We start from the raw sequence: 12,643 nt of genomic DNA, 5'->3' as shown, positions 1-12,643 counted from the left end.
TGACGATGGCCACGATGGAGGACCTTCGGGGCAGGGTGGCGGTCATAACCGGCGGAGCCGGGGGCATCGGCCGGGCCATGGGCAGGCGTTTCGGCCGCGAGGGCATGAAGATCGTGCTGGCCGACGTCCTCGCCGACCCGCTGGACGAGGCGGCCCGGGAACTCGCGGACGCGGGCGTCGAGGCGGTCGGGGTCATCACCGACGTCACCGACTATTCCTCGGTCGAGGCGCTGGCCGCCGACGCGCTAGATCGCTTCGGCGCCGTGCACGTGGTGTGCAACAACGCCGGCACCGGCGGGGTCTCCGAGGGCTACATGTGGGAGCACGACCTGGCCGATTGGCGCTGGGGGATCGACGTCAACGTGCTCGGCGTCATCCACGGCATCAAGGCTTTCGTGCCCATCCTGCTCGAGCAGGGCGAGGGCCACGTGGTCAACACCTGCTCGGGCAACGGCGGGTTCGCGCCGATCGCCCGCGGCGCCATGGGCGGACCGGCCACGGCGGTCTACCCGATGACCAAGGCCGCGGTGCTGTGCCTGACCGAGAGCCTCTACACCCACCTGGAGATGACGGGGACGCGGGTGCGGGCGCACGTCCTTTTTCCCGGCGGCTTCTTGAATACCGGCATCTGGGAGTCGTGGCGGCACCGGCCGCAGCGCTACGCCGCGACGCAGGAACGTCGCACGCCCGAGCAGACTCTGGCGAACGTCGTGGCCCGCTTCGAAGCCGCCGGAGCCCATGTCGAGTTCACCCCGCTCGACACCGTCGCCGATCAGGTGATGGACGGAATCCGGGCGGACCGCTTCTGGATGATGGGCCCGCCCACCTCGGCCGATCAGGTCGTGAGCCGCAAGGCGGCATCGATCCTGGCGCGCGGCGAGCCCGACTACCTGGTCGACGTCCTCGGCCAGCATGCCGAGCCGGAAACTAAAGGAGCAGCAACATGATTCGTTACGGTCCCCGCCCACCCGAGGCCCAGGTCGACCACGAGATCGACGCCACCAAGGCGCCCATCGCCACCGAGGCGGTCACCGTCGCGTACCTCACCGACCCGGAGATCGTCGCGGCCGTGTTGCCCAAGCCGCTGGAGCCGGCGGCCGAACCGCTGGTGCGCGTCCAGCTTCAGCGGGTCCAAATCGAGGGCATGGCGCCGTTCGGGTCGGCGGTGTTCTCGGTGACCGCACGGCATGGCGAAGTCGAGGGCGACTATCCGCTTTTCATGCCCCAGTCCACCGAACAGTCGGTCACGGGCGGGCGCGAAACGTTCGGTGAGCCAAAGAAATTGGCCCACATCGACCTGCAGCGCGACGGCGACCGCGTCACCGCCACCGTGGACCGGCTGGGCTATCAGCTCATCAAACTGAGCGGCCGGGTCACCGGCCCGGCTGAGCTGCCGCCAGACCAGGTGAACACCGAGTTCTACTTCAAGTTCCTGCGTGCCCCCGACGGCAGCGGCATCACCGACCCCCACCTGGTCTACGGCGAGTACCACCGGCACTACGAGCTGCTGGAGAACATCGACGGCACCCTCGAGTTGGGGGAGTCGCCGCTGGATCCGGTGGCCGACATCGTGATTCGCCAGATCAGGGCGATCACCTGGTGCCGTCGGCGCACCGTGCAGGTGGGGCGGATCGCGGCGCGGGTGCCGCAGGAATGGCTGCTGCCGTACGTGCACCAGCGCTACGACGACGTGGCACTGCTGGCCGCCCCCCGGCCCGAGCCGGCGCGCGCGTAACTCATGGACCGCTACACCGTCATCTCGGCCGACTGTCACGCCGGCGCGGACCTGCTCGACTACCGCGGGTACCTCGATCCGCAGTACCGCGACGAATTCGACGGCTGGGCAAGGGAATACGTCAACCCGTTCGGCGATCTCACCGAGGCCGACGCCGAGCGCAACTGGAACAGCGAGCGACGCAACTCGGACCTGGACCGGGAAGGCATCGCGGGGGAGGTCATCTTCCCGAACACCGTGCCGCCGTTCTTCCCTCAGGCGAGCCTGGCCGCCCCCCAACCGGAGACCGCGCGCGAGCTCGAGCTGCGCTGGGCCGGCCTGCGCGCGCACAACCGCTGGCTCGCCGACTTCTGCTCCGCCTCGCCCGAGCGGCGCGCCGGGGTGGGTCAGATCCTGCTGCCGGACCTCGACCAGGCCACCGCCGAGGTAGCGCAGATCGCCAAGCTGGGCCTGCGCGGCGGCGTGCTGCTGCCCGGAATCCCGCCCGGGGCCGGCGTCCCCCAGCTCTACGCCGAGCACTGGGAGCCGCTGTGGGCGGCGTGCGACGACGCGGGCGTCGTGGTCAACCACCACGGCGGCAACGCCGGCCCGAGCCCGACGGACGGGTGGGGTAGCTCGTTTGCGGTATGGGTGTACGAGACGCACTGGTTTGCGCACCGGGCGTTGTGGCACCTGATCTTCAGCGGCGCACTCGATCGCCATCCCGACCTCACGGTGGTCTTCACCGAGCAGGGCGCCGGATGGATACCGGCGACGCTCGACTCGCTCGACGTGGCGGCCGCCCGTTACGGGCGGGCGAACTCGGCGATCGCCCGCTTCGCCGGGCCCACCGCCGGCTCGCTTTCGCTGCGGCCCAGCGAGTTCTGGGCCCGCCAGTGTTACGTCGGCGCCAGCTTCATGCGACCGGTCGAGTGTGCCGAGCGCCACCGCATCGGCGTCCAGAAGATCATGTGGGGAAGCGACTACCCCCACCTAGAGGGCACTGCCCCCTACACCCGGGAGGCGTTGCGCCACACCTTCTCCCGCGTCGCGGCCGACGAGGTGGCGGCCATGGTCGGCGGGAACGCGGCGGCCGTCTACGGCTTCGACCTCGACGCGCTGGCGCCGTTGGTCGACCACATCGGCCCGACCGTGGCCGAGGTCGCCGAGCCGCTGGCGGCCGTGCCCGCCGACGCGAGCAGCACCGTCTTCGAGCCCGACCCCATCCGCACCTGGTAGCGAAAGGACCAAAGTGGACCCCTACACCATCATCTCGGCCGACTGCCACGCCGAGCTGCCGACCGAGCGGTACCGCGAATACGTCGACCCGGAATACCGGGAGGACTTCGAGGTCTACCTGGCGGAGAAGACCGCCGCGGCGCAGGCCGGCGGATTCATCGACGAGGAGTTCGCGCAAGCGTGGTTCTCCGAGCACGGCGAGGGCATCGCCGGTGGATGGGATGTGGGCCTGCGGGACAAGGAATTAGACGGCGACGGCGTTGTCGGCGAGGTCATCTTCCCCGACGCCGACGCCGTGACCGGGGTCGCCGGCGCCCCGTTCGGGGCCGGGCTGGGCCAGTCCGGCGACCTCGACCCCGGGCGTGCCATGGCCGGGGCGCGGGCCCACAACCGCTGGCTGGCCGAGCTGTGCAGCCACAGCCCCGAGCGGCGGGCCGGGGTCGCGGTGGTGCCGATACTCGCGGACGTCGACGCGGCGGTCGCCGAGATCACCCGCGCGGCGGAGTCCGGACTGCGGGGCGGGATCCTGATCCCGGCTCGCTGGGTCGGCTACCCGCCGTACCACGACCGTCGCTACGACAAGGTCTGGGCCGCCTGCCAGGACCTGCAGATGCCGATACACACCCACTCCGGTCCCGCCCCGCAGGAGGAGTACGGCGGGCACCTCGGCATCTATGTCACCGAGGTGCGCTGGTGGGGGGCCCGGCCGCTGTGGTTCGCGTTGTGGTCGGGCGTGTTCGAGCGCTTCCCCCGGCTGCGCTGGGGGGTCACCGAGTGCGGCGCGTTCTGGGCCAACGACCTGCTCTGGCTGATGGACACGCGGTACCTGCGTGAGCACTCGGCCAAGAAGATGAGCCATCTGATGGAGGGCGACCTGACGATGCCGCCGTCGGCCTACTTCGACCGGAACTGTTTCATCGGGGCCACCACCACGGAGCGCAGGGAGCTGGCGCGGCGCTACGAGATCGGCGTGTCGAACATGTTGTGGGGCAACGACTTTCCCCACCCGGAGGGAACCTGGCCGCACACCCGGGACTGGCTGCGCCGCTCCTTCTGGGATGTTCCCGTCGAGGAGACCCGGCAGATGCTGGGCCTGGCCGCGGCCGAGAAATACAACTTCGACCTGGGTGCCCTCGGTGGGCTGGCCGCGCGGATCGGGCCGACGCCCGAGGACCTCGGCCAGGACGACGCGGTCAGCGTCCCGAAGTGGGAGGCGGCCCGCCGGACCGGACGCCACTGGCTGACGGGCGCGGAGCCCATCCCCGACCTTGTGCAGAACTGATGCAACCGTCCTAAGCCGCTTTTCCCAGCTGCGTCAATGCGTCGAACATCCTGTTCTGCGCCTCGACGATTGGGCCGGGTCGCAGGTTCGGATCGATGTGGTAGGCGCCGGGAACCTCGTCGATCAGGTGGAAAAGCCCTTCCGATTCGGCGATGTGCCTGTTTTCCGTGGCATTGAAAATCGCGGACCGCCCCAGCACAAGCAAACCGACCTTTACGCCCTTTGCTTTCGCCGCAGTCAGATGCGGCCGAATGTCCGGATTCTTGAGGCCGACGACCTCCCGAATCGATAGCACGGGATTGTCGGTGATGTGGCGAAGGACGTTCTTCATCGTGTCGGGGGGCATGTCTTCGAGTCTCAGGAAGTGCAACGACGCGGGCATCAGCTCCTTGCGCACTAGGGCGCAAAGCCTTATGTCGTGTCGCCCTATTCCGGAAGGGTCCTGTAGCACCATGCTCTCGATGTATTCGCCTGCGAAGGCTGCCATTTCGGGCAGCGTCATCCCGCCGTACGAATGACCACTGGCCCTGACCTGCTCCACGCCGGTGCGCCTGATGACCGCCTTGATGACGGCACGGCCATTCTGCGCGGTGCGCAGGTAGGGGCTCTTGCGGTGCCGCGCATCGAGTAACTGCACACGCAATGGCAGGTGACGGTGCGTCATGAAGGTGACGAACCGGCGTCCGGATTGGGCGGTGGCCGCCGCTTCTCCGAGGTAAAGGTTGCCGGTCGTCCACAGGCCGCCGAACTTTACCGTCGGAATTTCCGATGTCAGTGGAACTTCCCTGGTATCGGGCTCGTACAGGAATATCTCCCTGATGGTCTTGCCGTTGATCGTCGCCGCGAGCCGCTCTCGGTAATACGGCGGCGTCCCGTCGCGCGGCACGATGTGCTCTCGAGCGACCTCACGTGTCGCGTAGGAACGCGTGCCATGGCGGTCGACTATTTCGTATGGCATGAAATGCATACCGGACCCCCTGACGTTCAACCGTGCCGACACGCGTGGGCGGTTGCCGACTGTACTCGCCCAAACTTCGAAACTCGCGCTTTTGGGGTCACCGAAACGTGCCGTTTCCCGACAGTCAGAACGGCATCGGCTGGTTGTAGATGGTCCCGGTTTGGTTTTGGGGGTCTGTGCAGGTGATGTTGACGTTGAAAAGCGTGCCCGTGGGGAGCTCGGGCGCGAAGTTCAACTGTTGCTGGCCGCCCTGGTTCAGCTGAAACGTCTGGTTGAGCGGGGCCATGGGGGTGCCGATCCCCTGGAGCACGTTCATGGTGCCCAGCGTGGGGTTGGCGTTGAAAACGCAGAAGCCGTACGTGCCGGGGTTCCCGTTTCCGCTGGTGTCTGTGACGGTGACCTGCAGGCTTGGAATGTTGTTCATCGTTGCCGGTTGGAACTGGACACTGGCGGTGTCGGCCCTGGCTGTTCCTGCGCCGAAGCACAAGACGGCGGACGCGGCGACGCCCACGGCCGGGAGGACGCGCTTCTTGATCTGGCTGCCGAGGTTCACCTTGGGCGATCCTTTCTGCGGTCGCGGTGTCCCCCCACAATTTGTGCCCAGAGCGTAGTGACAGCGACGACCACGGCGGCGCGCGCCACGCCGCAAGCGGGAGAGCTTTTCGAGGATCTCTCGGCCGTCGTCAGGACTGCCGCGCCACGATCACGGGGATCTTGGCCCTGTTGACCACCGCCGCCCCGACCGAGCCCAGCAACATACCCGCGAACCCGCCACGGCCGTGGCTGCCGACCACGAGCAGTTGCGCCCGTTCGGACGCCTCGATCAGCGGACTGGCCGCGTCACCGATCTCGATTCTGCGGCGGATTCCCACGTCGCGATAGCGTTCCTGCCAACCCGCCAGTCGTTCCGCAAGCGTCTCCTCCTCGTGGGATAACTGAGCATCCCAAGCGGCGTTCTGGTACTTGTCCTTGAGGTTGGCAACGCGGGGATCCGTCCAGGCGTGCAGGGCAACGACGCCGACGCCCCGTCGGGATGCTTCCTCGAATGCGATCGCCGTCGCGGCTTCCGACGCCGGTGAGCCGTCGATGCCCACCAGCACCGGGGCCCGCACCACGTTGCTGACCATCGGTTCGTCGTCGTGGATCACGGCGACCGGGCAATGCGCCTGGTACACCAACCCCGAACTCACCGAGCCGAGAAAGTTGCGGACCAACACCCCGCCGTGGCCCCGATAGCCCACCACGACCATCTCGACCCCTTTGGACAGGTCGACGAGCGTCGGCACGATGGCCGCATGAAGCACCTTGGCGTCGATTTGCACGGGGCCGCGTTCACCGGTGCTATCTTCGGCGACCTTGATTGCCGTCTCGATGAATTCGCGTGCCCGCTTCTCCTGCCACTGCCTGAAGCCGGCCGGCGCCGGGACCTGGAACCACCCCGATACCGGGTCGTTGACGACATGGACCACGGTCAGCGGCACGTCCCGCAACGCGGCGTCGTGGGCCGCCCACCGGACGGCGGCCAGTGCCGCTGCCGATCCGTCGACACCTACCAAGATCCCGCGACGCGCTGGTTGCATCATTTCGATTCGTTTCTGATCGTTGCCCACCGGCAGCATCACTGAGGGCGGCGGTGATCGTCAGGGCCGAAGAGATGCAAAGCACAGGGACCAAAGGCACCGATGAGGCGCCTCGGCTGCCTCAATCGGGGTCGGGCGTCGAACCGGCCTCGATCAGCAGGTCGTCGAGCCGGCGCGCCAGATTCCAACCCAGGTAGACGGCGAAGTGAACCACGAGCTCCTCGAGCTCGGGCCGGGTCATGTCACCCAGCGCGAGGGCCGCGCGGAGATGTTCGGCCACTTCCTCGTCGATCGCGGTGGAGGCGGCGCTGCAGATGCTGATGATTCGCCGGTCGCGGCGAGTGAGATACCGCTGGCGGCTCCATATTTCGCCATACAGGTAGTCGAGCCGGGCGCGTCCTTGAAACGCGGTCAATGCTTCTTGCGGCGCCGGCCCGTGGATCTGCTCGTAGGTCGCGGCGCCACGTTCACGGCGGGTGCCGTCATCGGTGGGTTGCGCCCACGGCTCGAAGTCGAGGGTCTTCGGCGCCTCGCCGGTCTCCTCGGCGATCTTGAAGACGCTCATCATTCCGTACACCTGCATGACGGACGCCTTGGGCCAGCCGGCCTGGGTCGCGAAGTGGAGGACGAACTCGTCGAACTCCGGGTAGGTGATGTCCCCGCTCTTGAGGGCTGCGTAGACGTGGGTCTCGATCGGGGTGATCGACCCCGCCGCGCCGACGCACGTCAGGGTGATCCAGCGCCGGTCCCGGGCGGTGAGGACGCCCCGCCGCCACATCTCGCCGAACACGTATCCGATCACCCCGGACTCGAGGTAGGCCCCGGCCGGCTCCGGGCTGGCGGCCGTCATGATGCGCTCGTACTCGGCTCTCGCGACGGCCTGGCGTTCCTCGCGAGTTGTCCAGTCGGCCATGCGGATCCTTTCGTCGGGCCGCTATGTCACAGCCGCATGATCCAGCCGCCGTCGACCGAGATCGTCTGGCCGTTGATCCATTCCCCGGCCGGGCCGCACAGCAGCAGCATCGTTCCCACCAGGTCATCCGGGGGGCCCGAGGTCTTGCCCGGAATCTGTGCCGCGAGGACGTCACGAAACGGCGAGTCCTTCGGCAGGCTCGCGTAGCCGCTTTCGCTGGCGACCAGTCCCGGTGCGATCCCGTTGACGTTGATGCCCCGCGGCCCGAGCTCGGTGGCAAGGTTGCAAGTCAGGCCGTGCAGCGCGTATTTCGACACACCGTAGATCCCGCCGGGCATGAACGCGCCCGCGGACAAACCGTTCACGATCCGCCCGCCGCCGCGCTCGGCCATCGACTCGATGACCGCTTGCGTGCAGAGCAACGGCCCGCGCAGGTTCACGTCGAGGACCCGATCCCAGTCCGGCACCGGCATGTTCGCCAGCCCATAGGGCGGCAGGTCGGTCATGACGGCGGCGTTGTTGATGAGGATGTCGATCCCGCCGAATGCCGCGACCGTCGCCGACGCCATCTGCGCGGCGGACTCGGCGGAGGTGACGTCGAGATGCACCGCGATGGCGCGAAAGCCCCTGTCCTTCAACTTATCTGCGGTGCGGCGCGTGGCTTCGAGGTTGATGTCCGCGATCACGACCGCAGCGCCGACCTCGCACAGCGCCTGTGCGTACACCTCGCCGATGCCCCCGGCGCCCCCGGTGACGATGGCGACCTTGCCGCTGAGATCGAAGAGTTCTCTGACGTCCACCCGAGCATTAGGCAACACTTGACGCGTGAAGTCAAGTAGCTTAGAAATAAGAAATCTTACTTAATGGCGGAAGTCAGGAAAATGGTGGAAGCCAGGAAATCGGAGACGCGCGATGACCGTCGACCTGAGCGTTCCCGTCGTGCACCTGCACATCGGGGGTGAGGCGCGAACCAGCGGTTCGGGTGGCGTGCACCAGCACGTGTATCCGGCGACGGGGGAGGTCCAGGGACCGGTCCCGTTGGCCGGACGGGATGACGTGGACGCCGCCGCGCGCGCTGCACACGCGGCGCATGCCGGGTGGCGATCCTGGAGGCCGTCGGAGCGCGCACGGGTCCTGCGCCGCCTCGGCGAACTGATCGAGCGCGACGCCGCCGAGATCGCCCGGCTGTCGGTGCTGGACAACGGGATGTCGACCGCTATGAGCCGGCCCCTCGTCGACATCATGGCGAATTGGACCTCCTACTACGCCGGCTGGGCCGACAAGATCGAAGGGCGCGTCACATCGTTCCCGGCGAACCAGCGTGAGCTCGCCTACTCGATGCCCGAGCCGTACGGCGTCGTCGGCATCATCCTCACCTGGAACGGCCCGGTCGTCTCGATCGGCATGAAACTGATACCGGCGCTGGCGGCCGGGAACACGGTCGTGATGAAGCCATCCGAGCTGACGCCCTATGCGACCGAGCATCTGATGCGTCTCGTCAAAGAAGCCGGAATCCCTGACGGCGTCGTGAATCTCGTGCTGGGCGGGCCGGAAACCGGTGACGCGCTGGTGGGTCATCCGCTGGTGCAAAAGGTCAGCTTCACCGGTGGGCCGGCGACGGCACGCAAGATCCTCGCCAGGTGTGCCGAGTCCCTCAAGCCTGCGGTGCTCGAGCTCGGCGGCAAGTCCGCCAACGTCCTCTTCGCAGATGCCGACCTGGACACCGCGATCGCCGTCAACGCCTTCAGCGTCCTCGGCACCCTCGCCGGACAGGGGTGCGCAATACCGTCGCGCATGATCGTCCAGAACGACATCTACGACGACGTCGTCGCGCGTGTGCTCGCGATTGTCGCCGGGATGCAGTGCGGCGATCCGTTCGACCCGGCGACGGTGATCAGCCCCGTGGTGACCCGTGCGGCCCAGGAGCGCATCCTGGCCATGATCGAGCGGGCACAGGCCGACGGGGCGAAGCTGCTGGCCGGCGGCGGCGTTCCCGGTCACCTGCCGAAGGGCTTCTTCGTGGAGCCGACCGTGTTCGGCGATGTCGATCCGGCCTCCGAGCTCGGCCAGGTCGAGGTGTTTGGCCCCGTGCTCTCGCTGATGCGATTCGACACCGAAGAGCAGGCGATCGCGATGGCCAACTCGACCGAGTACGGGCTCGCCTCCTACGTCTACACCAGGGACGTCGACCGGGTGCAACGTATGGTGACCGCGCTGAGGGCCGGCGGGGTGTACGTGAACGGAGCCAGCCCGGTGACCGGTTACGAGCTCGCGTTCGGCGGCGTCGGCATCTCCGGGTTCGGCCGAGAGGGCGGCGAGGAAGGGCTGTTCGAATTCCTGCGCACCAAGGCGGTCGGCATCGGATGACGAAGGCGCACAGCCTCGATGGCGCAATCGCCGTGCTGACCGGTGCGGGCAGTGGCATCGGTCGCGCCACGGCGGTCGCGTTCGCGCGGCGTGGCGCATCGGTCGTCGTGAGCGACCTGGCCAAGGACCGGGTCGCCGAGGTCGTCGAGCAGATCACCGCGCTCGGCCGGCCGGCGATCGGGCTCCCCGTCGACGTGACCGTCGAAGCGGACCTGGAGAAGCTGCGGGATGCCGCGCTCGAGCGGTTCGGTCGCATCGACCTGGTGATGAACAACGTTGGCGTCATTGCGATCGGCGCTCCCGAGACGTTGCCCGACGAGGCATGGCTTCGCACGATCGACGTCAACCTGTTGAGCATCGCGCGCAGCAACCGGGTGTTTCTTCCGGGCTTGATCGCTCAGGGCAGCGGCCACGTGATCAACACCGCCTCCGCCTCCGGGTTGCTGGGCTACGGGTTCGACCGGCTTCCCTACGTTGCGTCCAAGCATGCGATCGTCGGGCTGTCCGAGGCGCTGGCGACCTATCTCGGCCCGAAAGGTGTTGGGGTGACGTGCCTTTGCCCATCCGGGGTGATCACCAACATCCTTGAGGGAATGACCGTCTACGGCGAGGCGGCCGCAACGCCGCGAGCGCCGGCGCACCAGATCGTGACCGCGGAAGAGGTCGGGGACCTGACCGCCGACGCCGTCGAGGCGGGTCGCTTCCTCGTCGTGACAGCGCCCGAGGTGCGTGATGCGCTCCTGAAGCGCGCCAACGACATCGAGGGTTACCTGCGGGCAAGCATCGAGGCGCAAGGGTGATGAGCACTCAGCCCGGGCCGACACCGGCGACCGCTCTGCAACTGCTGCTGGCCGCCGAGCGGTTGTTCGCGGAGCATGGGGTTGCCGGTGTTTCGTTGCGCCAGATCTCGATAGAGGCGGGTTCGTCGAACAACTCGGCGATCCGGTACCACTTCGGATCCAAGGACGATCTCCTGCGCGCGATCTTCGCGTACCGCCTCAGCGACCTCATGCAACGCCGTGCCCTGCTGCGTGCCCGAGCCGATCTGGATGATCTTCGGGCGCAGGTGGAGGCCCACATCCTTCCGTTGATCGAGCTGGCAGAGTCGCCCGACAGCTCATACGTGTCGTTCATCGATCAGCTGCAGCGCACGGGCCAGGTCGCCGTTTTTATTCGGCAATCGGACGCGATGAAATCCCACGAGGAATTCACCTCCGGGATGCAGCGGCTCCTGTCGCACATTCCCGAACCAGCGCGGTCGATGCGGATTCAACAGGCCCAGGATCTTGCGGTTCATCTCGCCGCCGAGCGGGAGCGCGCGCTTCGCCGCGATGACGCGGTTGTTGCTTTCCCCCTGTTCGTCAGCGGCGCGGTGGACGGACTCACCGGGTTTCTCGCGGCGCCGGCGGCCGCGGAGACCGAACGGCTGATCTCGCGCCGAGCGCCGGTCTAGGTGCCGGCCTCGATGGCCGCGACCCGTGCGGCCGCGTCGGGCCCGCAGTAGTGCTGGAGGTCCACTCCGCCCGCGGCCAGCAGATCGTCGATGCGGCGCTTGAGGTCACCCGAGGCGAGGTGGGCGTACAGGTTCGCACCCGGGCAAGAGGTCTGGGCCAGGTCCCGGTGGCCCGCCAATGTGGCGGTCGCGATGCCGAAGGTGCGGGCGGCCCACGCGAACGCTTGCGCGGCGCCGCGCAGCTGGGCCTCCGGCACAGTCTCTTGATCGAAGTCGCCTTCGCAGAGAACCAGGAAATGGCCCGTCGTGTCGTAGTCCGTCGCGGTGTCACCCGCGATCTCGGTGCTCCGCAGTTCATAGATGTTGCCGTTGCGGTCGACGCCGACGTGATAGGCGATGTCGATCCATCCGTGCTGATCTTGGTGGTACCGCTGGTCCTGCCGGAGATGGCTTGGGGCATTGCGGTTTTCGCCGAGGACCACCGCCTCGTGGTGGAGGGTCATGCGGGTGATGGTGTGACGCTTACCGCCGGCGCGGGCCGCGCGCGCGCCCCAGGCGTCTCGGCACAGCAGCGGTGCCGAAGTGGCAGCGGTCAGCTCGACACGGGTGGTCGATGTCACGGCGGGACTTGTATTCGAGCAGGCGCCGACCATGGACGCGACGCCGACGCTGCCGGCCAGCCCTAGCAGCCGACGGCGGCTGACCGGTCGCTCGTCCGGCCGGCCGGACCCTGGATCGCACACATCCTCACCATACGGAGGTGAAGGGCGCGGTCTGGCAAAACGGGCTAGGCTTCACGGCGCGACGCCGCCGACCAGAGGGGGTTCAACGTGGCCGACGAGTTGGAGGTCGATCTCGTTGCGCTGCACGTCGGGAGCAACCACATCCTCAACGCGATCGGTGAGGCCGCCGTGGACTTCGTCGGTCATGAGGACGGGCTGGCCGACGCCGCGCCGGGGTGGGTCGGGTCCTCGCAGCAGGCGCTGGGCCAGCTCGCGGCGCGGTGGGAGGCTCGCCACAACCAGCACAGGCTCCGCGTGGGCGGGCTGGGTACGCACGTCGCCGAAGCGATGGTGACCTTCGCCACGAACGAGGACAGTTCGGCCGGGGCGCTCAGGTCGGTGCTGGGGTAGGGGT

The 12,643-nt window shown here is 67.8% G+C and carries 14 protein-coding genes; 8 read left to right on the top strand and 6 right to left on the bottom strand.

The features are described from left to right. Positions 1–14: 14 nt before the first annotated feature. Genes OQ968_RS12270 through OQ968_RS12255 form a run of 4 tightly spaced genes read left to right on the top strand, consistent with a single transcriptional unit; the run spans position 15 to position 4,235 of the window. Positions 15–947, top strand: coding sequence for an SDR family oxidoreductase (locus OQ968_RS12270; protein WP_324678600.1), 933 nt, complete (start codon positions 15–17; stop codon positions 945–947). After that, a complete protein-coding gene (locus OQ968_RS12265) occupies positions 944–1,735 on the top strand; it encodes an acetoacetate decarboxylase family protein (RefSeq protein WP_324678104.1) in 792 nt (263 codons plus the stop codon). Before OQ968_RS12270 ends, OQ968_RS12265 begins: the two co-directional genes overlap by 4 nt. 3 nt (positions 1,736–1,738) lie before the next feature. Continuing rightward, positions 1,739–2,953, top strand: a complete 1,215-nt coding sequence (locus OQ968_RS12260; protein WP_324678102.1) for an amidohydrolase family protein — start codon at positions 1,739–1,741, stop codon at positions 2,951–2,953. Between the two features lie 13 nt (positions 2,954–2,966). Continuing rightward, positions 2,967–4,235, top strand: a complete 1,269-nt coding sequence (locus tag OQ968_RS12255; protein ID WP_324678101.1) for an amidohydrolase family protein — start codon at positions 2,967–2,969, stop codon at positions 4,233–4,235. A 10-nt stretch (positions 4,236–4,245) separates the two neighbouring features. Here OQ968_RS12255 and OQ968_RS12250 read toward each other — a convergent pair whose 3' ends face one another. From OQ968_RS12250 to OQ968_RS12230, 5 genes are all read right to left on the bottom strand, one after another. Continuing rightward, positions 4,246–5,202, bottom strand: a complete 957-nt coding sequence (locus OQ968_RS12250) for a hypothetical protein (protein ID WP_324678099.1) — start codon at positions 5,200–5,202, stop codon at positions 4,246–4,248. A gap of 115 nt (positions 5,203–5,317) precedes the next feature. Continuing rightward, the gene (locus tag OQ968_RS12245) at positions 5,318–5,746 is read right to left on the bottom strand and encodes a hypothetical protein (protein ID WP_324678097.1); all 429 of its coding nucleotides are present in this window, start codon (positions 5,744–5,746) and stop codon (positions 5,318–5,320) included. A gap of 130 nt (positions 5,747–5,876) precedes the next feature. Further along, on the bottom strand, positions 5,877–6,776 hold the full coding sequence (locus tag OQ968_RS12240) for a universal stress protein (RefSeq protein WP_324678095.1): 900 nt from the start codon (positions 6,774–6,776) through the stop codon (positions 5,877–5,879). A gap of 118 nt (positions 6,777–6,894) precedes the next feature. Next, a complete protein-coding gene (locus OQ968_RS12235) occupies positions 6,895–7,686 on the bottom strand; it encodes a carboxymuconolactone decarboxylase family protein (RefSeq protein ID WP_324678093.1) in 792 nt (263 codons plus the stop codon). A gap of 26 nt (positions 7,687–7,712) precedes the next feature. After that, positions 7,713–8,486, bottom strand: a complete 774-nt coding sequence (locus tag OQ968_RS12230) for an SDR family oxidoreductase (RefSeq protein ID WP_324678091.1) — start codon at positions 8,484–8,486, stop codon at positions 7,713–7,715. Between the two features lie 112 nt (positions 8,487–8,598). Here OQ968_RS12230 and OQ968_RS12225 point away from each other — a divergent pair, with 112 nt between their 5' ends. The 3 genes from OQ968_RS12225 to OQ968_RS12215 are packed head-to-tail and all read left to right on the top strand — an operon-like array spanning position 8,599 to position 11,506. Beyond that, positions 8,599–10,053, top strand: coding sequence for an aldehyde dehydrogenase family protein (locus OQ968_RS12225; protein ID WP_324678089.1), 1,455 nt, complete (start codon positions 8,599–8,601; stop codon positions 10,051–10,053). Further along, entirely contained in the window at positions 10,050–10,853 is an 804-nt protein-coding gene (locus OQ968_RS12220; protein WP_324678087.1) for an SDR family oxidoreductase, read from the top strand. Before OQ968_RS12225 ends, OQ968_RS12220 begins: the two co-directional genes overlap by 4 nt. Beyond that, positions 10,853–11,506 carry a TetR/AcrR family transcriptional regulator gene (locus tag OQ968_RS12215; RefSeq protein WP_324678085.1) on the top strand — a complete coding sequence of 218 codons (654 nt, stop codon included), beginning with the start codon at positions 10,853–10,855 and terminating at the stop codon, positions 11,504–11,506. The genes OQ968_RS12220 and OQ968_RS12215 overlap by 1 nt, the downstream gene beginning before the upstream one ends. Here OQ968_RS12215 and OQ968_RS12210 read toward each other — a convergent pair. Next, entirely contained in the window at positions 11,503–12,126 is a 624-nt protein-coding gene (locus OQ968_RS12210) for a peptidoglycan recognition family protein (RefSeq protein WP_324678083.1), read from the bottom strand. The genes OQ968_RS12215 and OQ968_RS12210 overlap by 4 nt on opposite strands. A 210-nt stretch (positions 12,127–12,336) precedes the next feature. Between OQ968_RS12210 and OQ968_RS12205 the strand changes: the two genes are divergently transcribed. Next, complete coding sequence (locus tag OQ968_RS12205; RefSeq protein ID WP_324678081.1) at positions 12,337–12,639, top strand: RNA 2'-phosphotransferase; 303 nt, start codon at positions 12,337–12,339, stop codon at positions 12,637–12,639. Positions 12,640–12,643: the final 4 nt, after the last annotated feature.

Origin of the sequence: Mycobacterium sp. 663a-19 (genome assembly GCF_035616495.1) — a bacterium.
Classification (GTDB): Bacteria; Actinomycetota; Actinomycetes; order Mycobacteriales; family Mycobacteriaceae; genus Mycobacterium.
Note: the sequence above shows the minus strand (reverse complement) of the source record. Positions and strands in the feature narration are given on the sequence as shown.

Bases quoted from the DNA above. Each gene is read 5' to 3' on its own strand.
- OQ968_RS12220 (WP_324678087.1), top strand. From the start codon at position 10,050: ATGACGAAGGCGCACAGCCTCGATGGCGCAATCGCCGTGCTGACCGGT.
- OQ968_RS12225 (WP_324678089.1), top strand. From the start codon at position 8,599: ATGACCGTCGACCTGAGCGTTCCCGTCGTGCACCTGCACATCGGGGGT.
- OQ968_RS12250 (WP_324678099.1), bottom strand. From the start codon at position 5,202: ATGCATTTCATGCCATACGAAATAGTCGACCGCCATGGCACGCGTTCC.
- OQ968_RS12260 (WP_324678102.1), top strand. From the start codon at position 1,739: ATGGACCGCTACACCGTCATCTCGGCCGACTGTCACGCCGGCGCGGAC.
- OQ968_RS12235 (WP_324678093.1), bottom strand. From the start codon at position 7,686: ATGGCCGACTGGACAACTCGCGAGGAACGCCAGGCCGTCGCGAGAGCC.
- OQ968_RS12215 (WP_324678085.1), top strand. From the start codon at position 10,853: ATGAGCACTCAGCCCGGGCCGACACCGGCGACCGCTCTGCAACTGCTG.
- OQ968_RS12270 (WP_324678600.1), top strand. From the start codon at position 15: ATGGAGGACCTTCGGGGCAGGGTGGCGGTCATAACCGGCGGAGCCGGG.
- OQ968_RS12265 (WP_324678104.1), top strand. From the start codon at position 944: ATGATTCGTTACGGTCCCCGCCCACCCGAGGCCCAGGTCGACCACGAG.
- OQ968_RS12240 (WP_324678095.1), bottom strand. From the start codon at position 6,776: ATGATGCAACCAGCGCGTCGCGGGATCTTGGTAGGTGTCGACGGATCG.